Raw genomic sequence first — 17,898 nt, forward strand, 5'->3', positions numbered from 1 at the left:
CCCCCGCATTGGCCCCGTCGAACGGCCCTTGCCTGCGCGCTGATGGCAAGTCTCGGCGCCGCGGCGGAGCCATCGCAGAACGCGGCGACCGTTGAACCTGCAAGCGATGCCGAAGTGCGACCCGGCGAACGACTGAGCACCTGGCTGCTGCGTCAACCAGAAGGCACTGCAACGCCCGGGCTGGCATGGCGCGTGCCGCAGGAGCGACTGGCTCAGCAGTTCTTGAAGAACACCCTGCTCGTGCGCCTCGAGGGGGCCAGCAGACGCGCACCGCGCTCCGAGCAACTCGATCGGCTGAAGCTCATCACGTGGCTGCAGAACCTCCCGATCACCGGCCGCGTGGCGCTGGGCATCGTGGACCCTCGCTGGTTGCAGGCGCACCCGGATCAAGATCCCGTGCTGTCGGCCGGCCAGCAACTCGTTGCGCCCTCCCCGCAATTGAAAACCATCGCGGTTGTCCGCCCCAATGGCGAGTTGTGCCACGTAGCACACGAAGCCGGCCGGGCCGCCTGGGACTACGTCATCGCCTGCGCGCCCAACAGCACCCACGACTGGGCATGGGTTGCACAACCCGATGGCCGAACATCGCGCGTAGGCATCGCCCCCTGGAACGCCCACTCCTCCGATGAGCCGGCGCCCGGTGCATGGATCTGGGCAGCGCCGCGCGGCATGACCGAACTGGTCGACGCATCGGAAGGCATCATCAAGTTCCTGGCGACCCAAGGCCCGTCGCCGCAGATAGCAGCGCTGGGCGCCACCTCCGCCGCGCTTGCAGCAGCCAAGCCGGCCGCAGCAATCAATACGTCCATCCCGGTGTCAGTTCAGCCGGAAAGCGTCATCTCCGTGCGCCCCGACGCATCGGCCCCGCAATACAAAGCACCTCGCACAAGCAGCAACGACTGGGGCGAAACCGGCCTGCTCCAGACGCCGACGGCACGCATGGGCGAGGCCGGTGATTTCCGCACGTCGATCAGCCACGTGTCGCCCTATACGCGATTGAACGTGATGTTCCAGCCACTGGACTGGATGGAGGCTGGCTTTCGCTACACCTCCATCAGCAACCGCGCGTATGCCGCCAGCACTACTGGCCAGAGCAACAAGGACAAGAGCATCGACGTGAAGCTGCGGCTGCTGCGCGAATCCGCGTATGTGCCTCAGGTTGCGCTGGGCTTTCGCGACCTTGGCGGTACCGGCCTCTTTTCGGCCGAATACCTGGTCGCCAACAAGCGCTACGGCGATCTCGACTTCAGTCTCGGCATCGGCTGGGGATACCTGGGCAACAGCGGAAACATCCGCAACCCCTTGCTGGCCCTGAGCAATCGCTTCCGAACGCGTACGGTGAGCTCAGCAACGGGCGGCGAGGCGAACTTCAAGGCTTTCTTCCGAGGTCCAGCCTCCTTGTTCGGCGGCGTCGAATGGCGCACCCCCTGGGATCCCCTGACCGTCAAGCTCGAGTACGAAGGCAACAACTACAAGAACGAGCCTCAGCAGAACAACCAGGTTCAGCGCTCGCCTTTCAACATCGGTCTGGAATATCGCTACTCACCCGGCGTGGCCTTCACCGCGGGCCTGGAGCGCGGCAACAAAGTAATGGTGGGCCTGACCCTGTCCACCAACATGGCGAGCATGCGGGCCAGCAAGCCCGCAGATCCGCCGCCGCCCCGCTTCACGCCGGAGGCGCCGGCCAATCCACCCGGATGGGCCGCCACCGCTGCGGAGATTCAGGCACGCACCGAATGGACCGTGCAGCGCATTGCGGCGCAAGGCGACAGCGCGCACGTATGGATCACCGAAAGCCACACGGTGTACCGCGAGGCCCGTGTGCAGCAGGTCATTGCCGTCATGCATCGCGATGCCCCGGCATCGATCAAGCACTTCATCCTTCACTACAACGAGCGTGGACTGGCACTGCACACGCAGGTTGTCGATCGCAGCGAGTGGGTGACGGTGCACTACCAGGCGCAGACGCCCGCAGAACTGCGCGCCACGGACCAGCGTGACTACGCCCCGCCGCGCGGCCGGACCGAAGATGGGCTCTATGTGCCGGCGTCGCCGCAGCGCACCCCCACCGACCCAACAGCCACCGCCACCGCATCGCCCAGCGACACGCCGGCCATGACTCCTTGGGAGCGGCGCACAGAAAGACTCACCTTCGGCCTGACCCCGAGCTTCTCGCAGATCCTCGGCGGCCCCGATGCCTTCCTTCTCTACCAACTCGGCGTCTCAGCCACTGCGGAGTACCGCTTCACACCCAGCACCTGGGTGAACGCCGCGCTGAACTGGCGCTTGCTCGACAACTTCGATAAGTTCACCTACACCGCGCCCAGCAACCTTCCCCGCGTGCGAACCTACCAGCGCGAGTACGCAACGACCAAGCGGCTGACCATGCCGGTGTTTCAGCTGACCCACGTGGGCCGCCTGAACGAAGACCAGTACTACAGCGTCTACGGCGGCGCCCTCGAGTCGATGTTTGCCGGCGTGGGCGCCGAATGGCTCTACCGCCCGTGGCGCAGCAAGTTCGCCTTCGGCATCGACATCAACCACGTACGCCAGCGCGACTTCGCGCAAGACCTCGGCCTGCGCGACTACAAGGTCAACACCGGCCACGCCACGCTCTATTGGGACACCGGCTGGAACGGCGTGCAGGCCAGGATCAGTGCGGGTCAATACTTGGCGGGTGATCGTGGCGTCACCCTCGACATTAGCCGCCGCTTCGACAACGGCGTGACGATCGGCGCGTGGGCCACCAAGACCAACGTGTCCGCCGCACAGTTCGGCGAAGGCAGCTTCGACAAAGGCATCTACGTTTCCATCCCCTTCGACGCGCTGTTGCCGCGCTCGAGCAAGTTCACTGCGAACTTTGCCTGGGCTCCACTGATACGGGATGGTGGCGCCAAGCTGGGACGGATCAACCCGCTGTTCGAGATGACGTCGATACGGGATCCGAAGGCTTTCAGCTTCTCACCGCCCGACGACAAGGCTCCGAAGGCGGGGGACAACATCCTCGACTTCAAGCGGGCGCAATAAGCGCCGCCGGCTGGAAACAAAAGAGCCCCGATTTGGGGCTCTTGGACTCAGCCCCCCCGGTGAATCGAGACAGGGAAAATGAAGCAGGTCTATCGAATCAGATTGCCACGGCAATTTGATTCGGTGCGGATGGCTGGTTGGCCTCGCCCACCTGCGCAGCGCCGACTGCCGCTGCGATCGGCAGAGCACGGTCACGTACACGGTGACGCTCCATATGCACCCAGTCCACCACCTCCGCGTGGGGTCGATAACCGGGAAGCATTTGCGTCAGCGTCCGCTTCAGCATCGGCACATCGCTGCTCTCGAGTGCCGTATTCAGCGTCTCGAACTGGCGCCAGAGCTCATTCCAAGGCAGGCAGGGCTCGTGCGCCTTCATGACACGAGGATGCGCTGTAGGCATCGCACTGTCACCAATCAGGAGCTCTTCGTAGAGCTTCTCGCCGGGCCGCAAGCCGGTCACCTGCAGCTCGATATCGCCATCCGGCGAATCCTCGTCACGAACCGTGCGCCCGGACAGCTCTACCAGCCGGCGGGCGAGATCAATGATCCGTACCGGCTCACCCATGTCGAGCACGAACACATCGCCGCCTTGAGCCATCGCGCCCGCCTGAATCACCAACTGGGCGGCTTCGGGAATGGTCATGAAATAGCGCGTGATGTCCGCATGCGTCAGCGTAATCGGGCCACCAGCCTCGATCTGCTTGCGAAACAACGGCACCACCGAGCCACTAGAACCGAGCACATTGCCGAAGCGGACCATCGAGAAGCAGGTGCCCGAACTCTGCTGCGCCAGCCCCTGCAACGCCATTTCGGCAACGCGCTTGCTGGCCCCCATGATGTTCGTCGGCCGCACGGCCTTGTCGGTGCTGATCAGGACAAAGTTAGGAACCTTGCACTCCATGGCAATTCGCGCCGTCGTGAGCGTGCCGATCGCGTTGTTTCGCACACCCTCCGCCGGGTTGTGCTCGACGAGCGGCACATGCTTGTATGCCGCCGCGTGATAGACCGTGTCAGGGCGCCAGGCACGCATCACATCACGCAGCCGTGCCGCGTCGCACACCGAAGCCAACAGTGGGACGACACGGACGTTTGGCGCCAACTGCTCCAGTTCCTGATGGACACCATAGAGCGCGTACTCGCTCAACTCCACAAGCAGCAGGGTGGAAGGCGACAGCTGAACGATCTGCCGGCATAACTCACTGCCGATGGAGCCGCCGGCCCCCGTCACCAGCACCACTTGGCTCCGGATGTGCTTGTGCAGCAGGTCGGCCACCGGCTCGACCGGATCGCGCCCTAGCAAGTCCTCGATGTCGACTTCAACCAGGTCATTAACCTGCACCTTGCCATTGGCCAGATCGAGCAACCCCGGGAGCATGCGTACATGCAGATGCAATGGCAACAATTGGTTCAGAATCTCGACGCGGCGCCCGCGACTGGCCGAAGGCATGGCCAAGAGCACGTCCGTGATGCCCCAACTGGCGGCGTTGTTGCTGAGCCAATCCGAGGACTGAATGCGCAGACCGTTGATCGTGTTGCCTTGGAGATGCGGGTCATCGTCAACGAAAGCGCGGACGACCATGTCCCGACTTTGAGCCAACGCCGCGGCCAGTTGCAAACCCGCGCTACCTGCACCGTAGATCACCACCTGGGGCAGTTGCTTGCGCTGCAACGCGCTCATGTAGAGGCCGCCCAGCCAGTACCGCGCAAACATGCGCGAGCCGGCGATGGCCAAGAACAAGAGCAACGGCACCAGCAAACCGACCGTGCGCGGCACTCCTCGCACGCCGACCACCGAGAAGATCAACGCATAGCCGAGGCCAAACAATACGCACGCGCGCACGATGGCCATGACTGCAGCCGTGCCTGCATATCGAAAGATGGCTCGGTAGAGCCCAAACACCACAAAGACGGGGAGCGCAAGGGCTACAGCGACCGCGACGGCTGACCACTGAACGCCACGCGGCGTCACCCATTGCTCGAAACGAAAGCTGAATGCCAACCAGACACACAGGACGCAGAGCATTGCATCGACCCCTAGAGCCAGCATGCGCTTCATAGGGCGCGGCAAGGCAAGCAAGGGCGCAGCCAGACGATTGATCACACTGAAAACTCCTGCGGCGTTGGAGTGCGCCGCGCTGCAACAATTGTCCGTGAAGGGTACCCACCCCTCCCCCCCAATTCAGGGGATTCGCGACACTTACAATGTCATTTTTTGTATCTTTTGCATCGATATGACTTTGGTCATAGACGCGCTGATCAGCACCATGGGTCAGCCGTCCCGTTGGCAACCATGACCGATTCGAGCCTAGAACGCCCACGGTTTGAACACATCCGCGAGGCTGTGACCGCCAATGCCCTGACTACAATGCCACGGGCGTGCCCGACGATTCTTCGGCCCTCTAGTTAGATGGTGCGATCCAATCGCTCAACGAAGAACAAATGACGAGGACATTTCCGTATGACATGTGATTCATGCGGGAAATAAAGCACACGGCACGCACTACGTTGAGTCTGACAACAGAGGCACAAGCCTTCGCAGGGAGCCAAGTCTCATGAAATCTGTTCTGGTGGTATGCATTGGCAACATCTGCCGTAGCCCGATGGGAGAAGCACTGATTGCTGCAGCGTTGCCGCAGATTCAAGTCACGTCAGCGGGAACTGGAGCCTTAGTTGGGCACCAAGCAGATCCGATCGCACGCAAACTCATGGCCGAACGCGGCATCGACATCGAAGCCCACCGGGCCCGCCAACTTACAGCGCAGATGTGCCAGCAGGCCGACCTCATCCTTGCGATGGACGAAGCCCAGCGAATTCACATCGGGCAGCGCCATCCATTGACCCGGGGCAAGCTGTTTCGCTTAGGCGAAGTCGCAAGCGTTGACATTCCCGATCCGTATCGCATGGGCCGTCCGGCCTTCGAGCACGCCCTGCAACTCATCGCTGACGGCGCCCAAGCCTGGGCTGAACGCATTCGCAAACTCTCATGACTTCTTCTGCTTCCCCTTCGGTTCCTTCCTCAGCACTCGCGCGCGACGATGACAACGATGCAATTCACCTGTCCGAGTACTTCGATATTCTGCTCGACCGGAAATGGCTGGTTGCAGGCGTCACTACCGTTGCTCTCGTCATAGGTACGGCCTACGCGCTTCTGGCGACGCCAATCTATCAGTCCAACCTTCTCATTCAGGTTGAAGACTCTGCCCCAGACGCCAAAAACTTTCTTGGCGACACCGCAAACCTCTTCGATGTAAAGACGCCGGCCACAGGTGAAATCCAGATCATCCGGTCGCGAATGGTCATTGGCGGAGCCATTGAGGCAAAACAACTTTACATCGAGGCACAACCCCGATATCTGCCACTCGTGGGCGAATGGCTCGCGAGGCGCGCCAAAGGGCTTTCGAACCCGGGGTTTCTTGGCATAGGTGGATACGTTTCTGGTACCGAAGCGGTCAGCATTGCCAAATTCGATGTGCCTTCCACGTTCGAAGATCAGAAGCCTTTCACGATCACCGCGCTGACCGGTGATCAATACACACTGAGCCATCCCGATCTTGCCGAACCCATCACTGGCACTGTCGGCAAGGTGCTCAACCAGCAGATTCCCGAAGGAGCCATCACCTTGGTGGTATCGCTGCTCGACGGCAAACCTGGCGCCGAATTCTTAGTATCGCGTGCATCGTTGCTCACCACCATCGAAGATCTTCAAAAGCGTCTCCAATTGGTAGAACAGGGCAAGCAGTCGAACGTGATCAATGCTTCGCTCGAAGACAGCGACCGTGATCGCCTGCGGAGCACGCTCAACGAAATCGGCGCTCAATACGTACGCCAGAACGTTGAGCGTAAAGCCGCCGAGGCCGAGAAAACCATTGAATTTCTTGACCGGCAGCTGCCCGAATTCAAGCAACAGCTCGAAGACTCGGAAGACGCATACGCACGCTTTCGCAACCAGAACGGCACGGTCGCTTTCGATGAAGAGGCCAAGGCTGCTCTGACCATGTCAGTGCAGTTGCAAACCAAGCTGTTGGAATCCCAACAGCTCCGACGCGAACTGCTCTCGCGCTTCACCGAGAGCAATCCCAAGGTCAAAATGATCGACGGTCAAATCGCGGCCATTCGCCATGAAATTGAGGGCCTCGAAACCCGCGTCAGCGCTATGCCCGCGGTCCAACGTGACGCGCTGCGGCTAGAGCGTGATGTGCGCGTCAATGGCGAACTCTACAAGTCGCTGCTCAATAGCTCACTGCAACTGCGCCTCGTGAAAGAAGGCAAGATCGGCAATGTGCGACTGCTCGATACTGCCGTCGAACCGAAAAAGGCCGTCAAGCCGCAAAAGCCCTTGGTCGTGGCACTTTCTCTGGTGCTCGGGTTACTGGCTGGCATCGCATTTGCCATTGTTCGAAGCAAGCTCTCAAGCGGCATTCAGAACCCTCAAGAAATCGAGGATCGTCTCGGCCTCAATGTTTATTCCGTCGTGCCGTTGGCCCTCGAGCAGGAAACGATCCTGGAGCACATTGCAGGCGGTGCAAAGGGCGTGCAATTGCTAGCAGTGACTTCTCCCGAGAGCCTTGCCGTAGAGAGTCTGCGCAATCTGCGGGTGTCCTTGCAACTAACTTTAATGGAAACCGGCAACAACCGCGTGCTCATCACTGGCGCAACGCCTGGCGTGGGAAAGAGCTTCATCTCCGGCAATTTCGCCGTCATCATGGCGCAAGCCGGCAAGCGTGTGCTGCTAATCGATGCCGACCTGCGCAAGGGCCACCTTCAGAAGGCCTTCGGTCTGCCGCGCAAAGGTGGGTTAGCCGAGGTGCTCGCAGGCGACTTGACGCCCGAGCAGGCGATTCATGTTCAAGTGATCCCGAATCTCGACGTCTTGACGACTGGTGCCTACCCGTTCAATCCTGCGAACATGATGCTGTCGTCCGCCTTGGGTGAGCTGCTGAACGATTTCTCGGAACACTACGACTTAGTGGTGATCGACAGCCCACCAGTGTTGGTGGCCGCTGATGCTGCCGCGGTTGCTGCACATGCAGGCGCCGTGCTGCTGGTCGCCCGTGACAACCTGACCCAACTGGGCGAGCTGAACGAGAGTATCAAGAGGCTGGCGCACGCAGGCCAGCAAGTCAACGGCGTGGTCTTCAACGGAATGGACCTATCGCGCCGACACTATGGCAGCTATGGTTACAAGTACGGCGGCTATCGGTACACCGAGTACAAGTACAAGGAAGAAGCGACTTAAAAACGTCACGGGGCCGGGGCTCGACGGGTCTATAGAGGCCTTCTTCGCTTCTTCTTCTTGCTTGATCTTGGTGGACTGGTGGACTGGGAGCCTGTCCTGAATTTTGTGTTCGAGGCATAGCATGACGAGAAGGAGCATGTATGCCAGTGAGCAAGACGAAGATGAAGAACGCGGCGATCGCCGCCAGGATGGCGGCCTTGCCATCGATTCCGAAGGAGCTGATTGACCAGTTCGTCACCGGGCCCATGACCGGCGAGGCGGTCAACGAAGCGACAGCCGCGTTCAAAAAGGCGCTCATCGAGCGCGCCCTGGGCGCTGAGATGTCGCACCACTTGGGCTACCCCAGCGGCGCCAGCAAGCCCGAGACCGGCAGCGGCAACCAGCGCAATGGCAGGAGTGCCAAGACCGTTCTGGCAGGCGACGGGCCGCTGCGCATCGAAGTGCCGCGCGACCGTGCCGGCAGCTTCGAGCCGGTGCTCATCCCCAAGCACGAACGCCGCTTCACCGGTTTTGACGACAAGATCGTGGCCATGTACGCGCGCGGCATGACTATGCGCGAGATCCAGGGCTTCCTGCAGGAGAGCTACGCGGTGGAGGTGTCGCCCGAGTTCATCAGCTCGGTCACCGACGCCGTGATGGTCGAAGTCACCGCCTGGCAGGCGCGCCCGCTGGAGCCGATGTACCCCGGTGGTCTTCTTCGATGCCCTGCGTGTGAAGATCAAGGAGGATGCGGTGGTGCGCAACAAGGCCATCTACCTGGCCCTGGGCGTGTTGCCCGACGGCACGCGCGACATCCTGGGACTGTGGATCGAGGGCACCGAGGGTGCCAAGTTCTGGATGAAGGTGTTCAACGACCTGAAGACCCGCGGGGTCAATGACATCCTCATTGCCGTCACCGACGGCTTGAGGGGCATGCCCGAGGCGCTGGCTGCGGTGTACCCGGCCACCACGCTGCAAACGTGCATCGTGCACCTGATACGCAACTCGCTGGACTACGCGAGCTGGAAGGACCGCAAACTGCTGGCCGCGGCCATCCGGCCGATCTACACGGCGACCAGCGCCGAGGCGGCACAGGCCGAACTCGAGGCCTTCGAACAGGGCCCGTGGGGCACCAAGTTCCCCACGGTGGTGGCAGCTTGGCGCCGGGCGTGGGACAGGGTGATTCCATTCTTCGCGTTCCCACCGTCGATCCGCCGGGTCATCTACACGACCAACGCCATCGAGAGCATCAACGCGCGGCTGCGAAAGATCATCAAGACGCGCGGGCACTTCCCCAGTGACGATGCGGCCTCCAAGCTGATCTGGCTGGCGCTGCGCAACATCACGGCCGATTGGGGGCGGGCAGCCAAAGACTGGAAAGAGGCAATGAACCAGTTCGCGATACTCTACGAAGATCGCTTCACGCAGCCGGCTCATGGCGCCAGCAAGGCAGGAGGTTGAACCATGAATACATGGCTCAACCGGGGGCGCCTCCGGCGGTCTGGCAGGGGCCTGAAGACATAAGAGAAATCAATCGAGAGCAGATCAACATCCGCCTCGAACACAAAAATTCAGACAGCCCCTGGACTGGTGGACTGGTGGTAATTTTCGAAGAATCGCTCCAACACCACTATCAACTAAGACGAACGGGTGGCGACCAATCGTTCCACCATTGACGCAAGAACGACGCCAATCAACAGCCCCGTGCTATCTGCCCATAGATCGCTCCATTCGGCCAAACGATCCGGCGTAAGCGATTGCAGTATTTCGATAAGTGCTCCATAGCCGAGTAGCGCCAGCAGCGTCCTCGGCGTATGAGTAGGCCACGCCCAATGCGCAAGAAGCGCCAGCACCGCAAAGCCCAGAGCGTGATTCCCTTTGTCCCAGCCTGTGCTCGGCGAAAGAGCCGCGGGCATCAAGCTAAGCGTCAACAGCGCCAGCATGGCCACAGCCAGCAGCCAGCGCCACAAGGTCACCCGGGCCGCAACGCGGCCCCACACCGTCACGCCGACGCCTCTTCCAACACTTGAGCGATGACCGTGCAACTCCTGTTCAGCTCGACTGAAGTCAGAGTGGGGTGCACCAAGAACATCAAGCTCGTCTCTCCCAACTCGCGCGCGACAGGTAAACGGTCAGCCGGCCGCCAACCAGTGTCATCGAACGCGCTCTCCAAATACACCTCGGAACACGAGCCTTGATAGCAAGGCACGCCCTGCGCTTGAATGACTTCAACGATACGGTCTCGGCTCCAGCCAGCAGCCAACTTCTCGGGCTGCACGTAAACGTAGCACTTGTAATGTGCATGAACACTACCAGCCGCTTCGTGATTCGCAAAAACAGGAACTCGAACCGCAGCATGAGGCCCTGCGGCCCCCCACACCGCCTGCGCATGACGCCTGCGCGCAGCAGTCCAGTCGGTCATGCGACGCAATTGAATGCGGCCGATGACCGCCTGCAACTCCAGCATTCGCCAGTTGGTGCCGAAGCTCTCATGCACCCAACGAAAGCCCGGCGGATGCTCGCGCTCGTAGACGGCTTCGTAGCTCTTTCCATGATCCTTGTACTGCCACATGGAACGCCACAACGCTTCATCGTTGGTCGTGACCATGCCGCCCTCCCCGCCCGTCGTCATGATCTTGTCTTGGCAGAACGACCAAGCGCCAGCATGACCAATGGAGCCGACGGATTGCCCCTTGTAGCGGGCACCATGCGCCTGAGCACAGTCTTCGATTACCTTGAAATCATGCCTGGCCGCAAGCGCCATGATTGGGTCCATGTCGCACGGCCAACCGCCGAGGTGCACGCAGATGACGGCCTTGGTGCGTGGCGTGACGACCTTGGCAATGGTCTCTGCCGACAGGTTGCCGCTTTCCGCATCCACATCCGCGAATACCGGCGTGGCGCCCGCATTCACCACGCACGACACGCTGGCGATGAAGGTGCGCGGCGTGACGATGACTTCGTCACCCGGCCCGATGCCCATACCTTTGAGGATCACGTCCAAGGCCAACGTGCCATTGGCCAGCGCGAGCGCATGAGCGGTCCCTGCCCATGCGGCGAATTCCTTTTCGAACAGGCGGCATTCCTGCCCAGTCCAGTAATTGACCTTGTTGGACAGAAGTACGCGTTGCACGGCATCTGCTTCTTCGGTAGTGAAGCTCGGCCACGGGGAGAAAGAGGTGTTCAACATAACAGTTCAACCTTTTGGGGTAAATGGTTTGGCGGGATTGCCGACCACGGTGACGCCGGGTGGCACGTCGCGCGTGACCACCGCACCCATGCCGATCAGGGCGCCACGGCCGATCACCAAAGGCTTGCCTGGCCTGCCTTGTTTGATGACAGCGCCGGCGCCGATGTAGGCGTGGTCTTCGACGTGCACATTGCCGTTGCACTTGACACCGGGCGCGAAGGTGACGAAGTCGCCGATCACGCAATCGTGTTCGACGTAGCTGTACAAGTTGGCGTGAAAGTGCCGCCCGATATGAATGTTCGAGGTGAGCGTAACGAAAGGACTGAGCGCAGCACCCTCACCCAGCGAAACATCGTCCATGACCACTGCATTGGAAGCCTGGACCGTCCAGGCCTTCACACCGTCGGCCGCACAGCGGTCGGCCAGTTTTTGGCGGGCCGCGCTATTTGCGATGGCAATCACGATCTGTCTTGCACTTGCATCAGCCTGCACAAACTCTTCATAACGCAGCACGCGATGGCCATTGACTTCATCGACCTCGGGCTGATCGTCCACGAACACCAACTGGGTTGCCGGAATGCCCTCGAGCGCCAGTTGTGCGCGGGCCAACGGCATCACGCCGCGGCCGCAGCCACTAGCACCGTATACGGCAAACAGCGGCAAAGTCATTGCTCATGCTCCATTCGCGAGCCGGTGAAGCGTGGCATCGTGGCCTCGCCCGCCGCGCTGATGCCGTCCCGTACCAATACCTTGCGAACTGTGAGCCACAGAATCTTGATGTCGAGCCAGATCGAGCGGTTGTCCACATACCAGACATCGAGCTTGAACTTCTCTTCCCAACTCAAGGCGTTGCGTCCATTGATCTGCGCCCAACCGGTGATGCCAGGACGCACGTCGTGCCGGCGGAGTTGTTCCGGCGAATACAACGGCAAGTAATCCATTAGCAATGGACGAGGTCCCACCAGACTCATATCCCCTTTGAGCACGTTCCATAGTTCTGGCAGTTCATCGAGACTGCTGGCACGCAGGAACCGACCGAATGCCGTTAATCGCTCCGCGTCGGGCAACAATTGGCCGTCAACCGCACACGCGTCCGTCATGGTTCGAAACTTGACCATCTGAAACGATCGAGCATGCAAGCCCGGTCGAGTCTGTCGAAAAAACACCGGCCTGCCTAGCTTGCGACGCACCTGCCAAACCACAAACAGGAGCGGCAATGCCAGAACCAGCAAACCCAAAGCGGCCAGAACGAAGTCGAACAGTCGCTTCACCTGCGCACCCCTTCGATCCAGTCTACCCAGCGATCCGCCAACAGCTTACGGCTGAACTCCTTTTCCGCCAGTGCCCTTCCGTAGCTGCCCATCACTTTGAGTGCACTCCGGTCACCAGCCGCGGCCTCCAGCGCGTCGGCAAAGGCAACGGGATCGTTCGGAGGAACAGCGAAACCGCAGCGATGCTCACCGATCATCTCTGCCAGCCAGCCGGGATAGTTGTTCAAAACCGGCAAGCCGGCGGCAATGTAGTCAAAGAACTTATTTGGTGAGGTGCCGTAATAAAACGCGGGCACGTTCGCCAATATTTGCAAGCCCAGGTCGGCCGCAGCCATCAAACCGGCTAGCCGCGCCTTGCTGACTGGCTCGTGAAAAACTACGTTGCTCAGGCCGTCACGTTCGGCACGCGCTTGCAGGCTCGGCTTCAGTTTTCCCTGGCCAATCAGCAGCAACTTGATATCGCTTCGCCCACGGCGCTTGAGCTCCGCGGCGGCATCAAGCACCGCATCAAGTCCATTTGCCATGCCGTGCGTCCCTGCAAACACTGCCATCAAGTCGGTGGATCGCACCTGAGCAGGTCTCCATGGCGTCACTTCGGCCGCAAAGATGTCCAGATCGCATCCATTGGGAACTAGGGCAACACGCTGCTGCGGAATACCTCGGTGAGTAATCCCGTCCACGATGCCAGGCGACAGCCCGATCAATCGGTGCGCCGACCGGTAACTAACCCACTCGAGGATCGACATAGCACCTAGCATCAAGGGATTTCGAATGACCCCCATCGCGCGTGGCAACTCGGGCCACAAATCGCGCACCTCAAATACGAAAGGTTTGCCACGCAGCCAGCGCGCGAAGATCCCGGGAATACCTGCCGTGAGGGGCGTCGTTGTCGCGAACAGCACGTCATACCTCTCGGTAAGCGCAAGACCAATACTGCGCGAAGCAAACTTCAAGAAAGTGACGGCGCGTCTCACCAAGCCATCGGAGTTTGAGTAGGCGAGATCAAATTCAATGATCTCTATGCCATCCACAATTCCGCGTCGACGTCCCCCAATAAAAGGCACTACCAAGCCTGTTTCGCCGCCCTTATAGCTGCCACAGACCATGATGACTTGATGATTTCGAGCTACAAGGCGCCGCGCCATCTCATACGAGCGAATACCCAGTGAGCCACTGGGAGTCGAAAAATGCTGGTGAAAATAAATAATTTTCATGAAATCAGATCTATACAGCGGGCATCAAATCACTCCTGCCCGGCAAATGAAAACACCCCAAAAGCAACCATGGGCACTCCGCTCCTGACTCTCGATCATTTACTTGACGGCCAGAAACCTCCTCACCGCTGCACAAGCCCAATCCGCTCCCTCCAAATCAACCCCAGCAAACAAAATGCATACAAGAAACGAAGATAGGAAGAATCTCCGCTAAAGCTAGCAGCAGTTGCAAAAAATATAATAAGCGTCCGATAGATGAGATCCGAACGAATAAAAGAGAAAAGCACAAAGGCAAAATGCAGCAATGCTACAAAAATACCTAATTCCGCCAAAATCTCCAAGTGCTGGTTATGGGGGTAAACATACTCCCCATAACTGAAGCCGCCAAGCCCAATTCCAAACAACGGATTCTCCCAAAACCCACGGAGAGCTTCCTCCAATAAAACCGACCTAGCGCCCACCGATCCTTCGTCGACAGCAGTTAAATTGCTTGTGAATAGTCGCTCAAGCGCGGCAAAGCGCGAATTTGAAAGCACTTCATCAAAAAACTCAGAAAACAAAAGGTAAGAACCAACACAGAGGACGAATCCGAGCAAAATTACGCCAAAGTTTCGACGCACTGTGAAGATCAAATAGAACGCCCATCCGACCAAAAAAGCTATGACCGAGCCTTTTGACTCAGTCCACAACAGACCAACAAAGAATGCAGCAAAAAACACCAAATACTTCAGACCACCCTTTATTCGCCACTGGTCAAATGAAAGAAGTCCGCACAATCCCAAAATCCACCCATAAACAATAGGTCCATTGAGAAAAAATCGAACCTCACGCTCAAAAAATCCAAAGTAGAGCTTATAAAAAACCGTCAGCAAGAGCACAAAAAAAGACCAAAGCAGAAATGCAGAATAAAATGAATTTCGACCGTTTCTTTCACACCCCTTATTGATCAATAGTGCAATAAATGCCGAAGCCAATATTGCACCATCAATTTTCTCAAGTGCAAAACCAAAATTACGTGAACGGAACAGTTCCAACACCCCCAGAACCAAGCCGACGCCCAAGAAGGCGCCCACAATAAGAACTGAACTGCGATCAACTCTTCCTGTGCGAAAAAGGAAAATCACCGCCATAAGTAGCAAGGCCTTAATCCACCCTTTTACCTCGTCTCCTTCCGCGTACGGAATCACACCCCCCGCAACGAATAGCAAATAAACAACAGCAGCAAGACCAACAGCGGCGCTCGCTCTTAGGACCTGCGCTGAATTATTTTTTATTGCCATTTTGCTTTTTTGAAGAACGGCGCGAGTACAGGAATAACTCGAAACCCAGCCCACATTCCGTACAAGGAAAAAATGGCAAATGCATTTTTCATCGATAGAAATGAAAATATAAAAGCAAAAACCACAAGATACGGGAAAATCAAATCCACAAAGCCAAAAGCCACCTTGATATATACGCGAGGCCCCTCAATTTTCACAACCAAGAAAATAGCAATTAGGTATGCAATCGCACTGAAAAAAGAGAAGATAGCAATGGCCGGCAAAAACTCGCAACCATTCGCTACGATCAGCAAGGCAACCAGACGCGTAATTGCCAAAAACAATTGAATGAAAAAACCTTTTCGCTGGCGACCTCGCATGGCAAGAAGATAAAACAGAGAATCAAAAATGAATTTCTGCCCCACGAATAATGCCATCCACGCGGCGACCTCTCCTGCAAGTCGCCACTGCGATCCAAATATAGGTTCAAATAAAAAATAAGCACCCAACGCCGCCCCGGTCGCTATCGGCGTGATGAGCAATGACGAATTGGAGATATTTCTGGCGTACGCTTCATCATCAACAATACTCGCCTCTCTCCCATGAGAAATTAATGAGGTTGAAAGCGCATTCGAAATAAGAGAAAGCGGCGTAACCAAGACGCGCTGCACCAGCGCATAGATACCCGCAGCCATTGGCGAAAATAAGATTGCAATGAGAAGCGTTGGCGCATGGGCATTTGCCACAAAAATAAGTGCCGCAGGCGCGTCATATTTTGCAAAAGCTTTCTGCTCTTTCAATATTCTCACAACGCGAGAGAACTTGATTTTTTTTCCACAGTCTTTCCAGTCGATGAACTTCACCAACCTTCCAATCCCCGAAGAAACTCCTATGATTTGCCCTACCAACAAGCCGATCACAGATCCGCTAAAGATGCCAGATATTAATTGAAATAATGCACTTCCCACGGACTGAAGAACTCGAGTTTTCGCTATTTCCACATGCCTCTTTGCTCGAAGGCATGCGTGAACTAAAACATTGTACGCCCCAGCCAAAAACACCCCTAAAGGCAACGCCCACCAGACCTCAGCCCATTTTTGTAGCGGATAGACAGTCGCCACCACTGAAAACAAAACCAAGGTTGCAATGGAAACAAGCGCAACGATCGCAATAGACGCAACAATCAAGCAGTTGGCGTCATCTTCATCTTTTAACAAGGGTATTGCGATTTCGTAACGCAATGCTGCAAAAGAGAGAATTAAGTATAAAACTGCAACATAAGCACCGAAGAATCCGAATTGCTCCGGCGTGTAGAGCCTAGTCAGCAGGGGAGACACCGCGACCACGAAGATCTGCCCGCCGATGGTGCCTGATGCCAACACGGCGGCATTTTTAAAAATCTTTCGCAACATGCTCAATCTGCTTTTTTCATTGCAGAAAATGAACAGTTAAGTCCAGATGCCACGAGTGTCCACAATTCCCTTATGAAACATTGCTTGAGGAGAAATGTTTTTAAACTCTTGATGATCAACCAGGAGCAGGATGACATCTGCGCCTTCAATTGCGTCTTCCAGCGTCTTAAGAATGAGTAAATCGCTCGCCGGCGCCTTAAGCGCCATGATGTTAGGCTCAACCCCCCAAACCAATCCCGCGTGTGTTCTAGCAATTTCGCACGCAATCGCAAGCGCAGGGCTTTCGCGCAGGTCATCAATGTCAGGCTTAAACGACAGCCCGAAACACGCAATCGTTACATCTCGGGCACTTTTTTTCGAATTAGCTTCCAAGTAGTTGGCAACAGCCAATTTTACCTTTTCAATCACCCATTTAGGCTTTTCATCATTTACTTCTCGGGCTGTTCGAATCAAGCGAGCTTGCTCCGGCGCCGCACTTACAATGAACCACGGATCGACGGCGATACAATGTCCTCCCACGCCCGGGCCCGGTTGTAAAATATTGACGCGCGGATGACGGTTGGCTAATTTAATAAGATCCCAAACGTCGATTCCCTGAGAATCACAAATGATCGATAGCTCATTTGCAAAGGCGATATTTACATCGCGAAAACTGTTCTCGGTCAACTTGCACATCTCTGCGGTACGGGCGTTGGTAATGACGCACTCTCCTTGCACAAAGACGCTATAAAGCGCCGCAGCAGCGGCAGAACATTTCGGCGTAATGCCTCCGATGACACGATCGTTTTGCACCAGTTCGCGCAATACATGCCCTGGCAATACGCGCTCTGGGCAATGAGCTACCCGGATATCCGACTCTTCTCCATGCGTTTCAGGAAAAGTTAGATCCGGCCGAGCCTCGGCAAGCCATGCAGCCATTTTTTCCGTCGCACCCACGGGCGACGTGGACTCGAGGATCACCAAGTCACCCTTTTTCAAAACCGACGCAATTGATCTACTCGCCGACTCGATGTAACTTAGATCGGGCTGATGCCCATCCTTGAAAGGTGTCGGCACTGCAATCAAGAATGCATCCGCAGGCTCGGGCTTGGTGACGGCTCGTAAATATCCTTCTGTAACTGCCGCGTGCACCACCATGTCCAGATCCGGTTCGATGATGTGGATTTTTCCCTGGTTAATGGTGTCCACAGCATTCTGATTGACATCCACGCCGACGACATTGAGTTTGCGCGAGGCAAATACGGCAGCAGTGGGAAGTCCGATGTAGCCAAGACCAATAACGGAAACAGTTTTGAAGTTCATGCGATCAT

The 17,898-nt window shown here is 57.5% G+C and carries 12 protein-coding genes and 1 pseudogene; 4 read left to right on the top strand and 9 right to left on the bottom strand.

Annotation, left to right across the window (positions count from 1 at the left end; translation table 11 throughout):
- The first annotated feature begins 42 nt into the window (after positions 1-42).
- Positions 43-3,027, top strand: a complete 2,985-nt coding sequence (locus ACAM52_RS22625) for a YjbH domain-containing protein (protein WP_369644607.1) — start codon at positions 43-45, stop codon at positions 3,025-3,027.
- Between the two features lie 97 nt (positions 3,028-3,124).
- On the opposite strand, the gene ACAM52_RS22630 is transcribed toward ACAM52_RS22625, so the two are convergent.
- Entirely contained in the window at positions 3,125-5,128 is a 2,004-nt protein-coding gene (locus ACAM52_RS22630) for a polysaccharide biosynthesis protein (protein ID WP_369644608.1), read from the bottom strand.
- 451 nt (positions 5,129-5,579) lie between these two features.
- Between ACAM52_RS22630 and ACAM52_RS22635 the strand changes: the two genes are divergently transcribed.
- From ACAM52_RS22635 to ACAM52_RS22645, 3 genes and pseudogenes are all read left to right on the top strand, one after another.
- Positions 5,580-6,014, top strand: a complete 435-nt coding sequence (locus ACAM52_RS22635) for a low molecular weight protein-tyrosine-phosphatase (protein ID WP_369644609.1) — start codon at positions 5,580-5,582, stop codon at positions 6,012-6,014.
- A complete protein-coding gene (locus tag ACAM52_RS22640) occupies positions 6,011-8,263 on the top strand; it encodes a polysaccharide biosynthesis tyrosine autokinase (RefSeq protein ID WP_369644610.1) in 2,253 nt (750 codons plus the stop codon). Before ACAM52_RS22635 ends, ACAM52_RS22640 begins: the two co-directional genes overlap by 4 nt.
- Before the next feature lie 161 nt (positions 8,264-8,424).
- Positions 8,425-9,703 (top strand): annotated as a pseudogene (locus ACAM52_RS22645) (IS256 family transposase).
- Positions 9,704-9,879: 176 nt separating this feature from the next.
- On the opposite strand, the gene ACAM52_RS22650 reads toward ACAM52_RS22645, so the two are convergent.
- The 8 genes from ACAM52_RS22650 to wecC form a co-directional block, all read right to left on the bottom strand.
- The gene (locus ACAM52_RS22650; protein WP_369644611.1) at positions 9,880-10,248 is read right to left on the bottom strand and encodes a VanZ family protein; all 369 of its coding nucleotides are present in this window, start codon (positions 10,246-10,248) and stop codon (positions 9,880-9,882) included.
- Positions 10,245-11,432 carry a DegT/DnrJ/EryC1/StrS family aminotransferase gene (locus ACAM52_RS22655; protein ID WP_369644612.1) on the bottom strand — a complete coding sequence of 396 codons (1,188 nt, stop codon included), beginning with the start codon at positions 11,430-11,432 and terminating at the stop codon, positions 10,245-10,247. The genes ACAM52_RS22650 and ACAM52_RS22655 overlap by 4 nt, the downstream gene beginning before the upstream one ends.
- Before the next feature lie 6 nt (positions 11,433-11,438).
- Positions 11,439-12,101 carry an acetyltransferase gene (locus ACAM52_RS22660; protein WP_369644613.1) on the bottom strand — a complete coding sequence of 221 codons (663 nt, stop codon included), beginning with the start codon at positions 12,099-12,101 and terminating at the stop codon, positions 11,439-11,441.
- A complete protein-coding gene (locus tag ACAM52_RS22665) occupies positions 12,098-12,703 on the bottom strand; it encodes a sugar transferase (RefSeq protein ID WP_369644614.1) in 606 nt (201 codons plus the stop codon). Before ACAM52_RS22665 ends, ACAM52_RS22660 begins: the two co-directional genes overlap by 4 nt.
- Entirely contained in the window at positions 12,700-13,917 is a 1,218-nt protein-coding gene (locus ACAM52_RS22670) for a glycosyltransferase family 4 protein (protein WP_369644615.1), read from the bottom strand. The genes ACAM52_RS22665 and ACAM52_RS22670 overlap by 4 nt, the downstream gene beginning before the upstream one ends.
- A gap of 122 nt (positions 13,918-14,039) precedes the next feature.
- The gene (locus ACAM52_RS22675) at positions 14,040-15,197 is read right to left on the bottom strand and encodes an O-antigen ligase family protein (protein ID WP_369644616.1); all 1,158 of its coding nucleotides are present in this window, start codon (positions 15,195-15,197) and stop codon (positions 14,040-14,042) included.
- A complete protein-coding gene (locus tag ACAM52_RS22680; RefSeq protein ID WP_369644617.1) occupies positions 15,188-16,588 on the bottom strand; it encodes a lipopolysaccharide biosynthesis protein in 1,401 nt (466 codons plus the stop codon). Before ACAM52_RS22680 ends, ACAM52_RS22675 begins: the two co-directional genes overlap by 10 nt.
- Before the next feature lie 36 nt (positions 16,589-16,624).
- A complete protein-coding gene (wecC, locus tag ACAM52_RS22685) occupies positions 16,625-17,890 on the bottom strand; it encodes a UDP-N-acetyl-D-mannosamine dehydrogenase (protein WP_369644618.1) in 1,266 nt (421 codons plus the stop codon).
- Positions 17,891-17,898 lie beyond the last annotated feature (8 nt).

This window comes from Variovorax sp. V118 (assembly GCF_041154445.1).
GTDB classification, from domain to species: Bacteria; Pseudomonadota; Gammaproteobacteria; order Burkholderiales; family Burkholderiaceae_C; genus Variovorax; species Variovorax boronicumulans.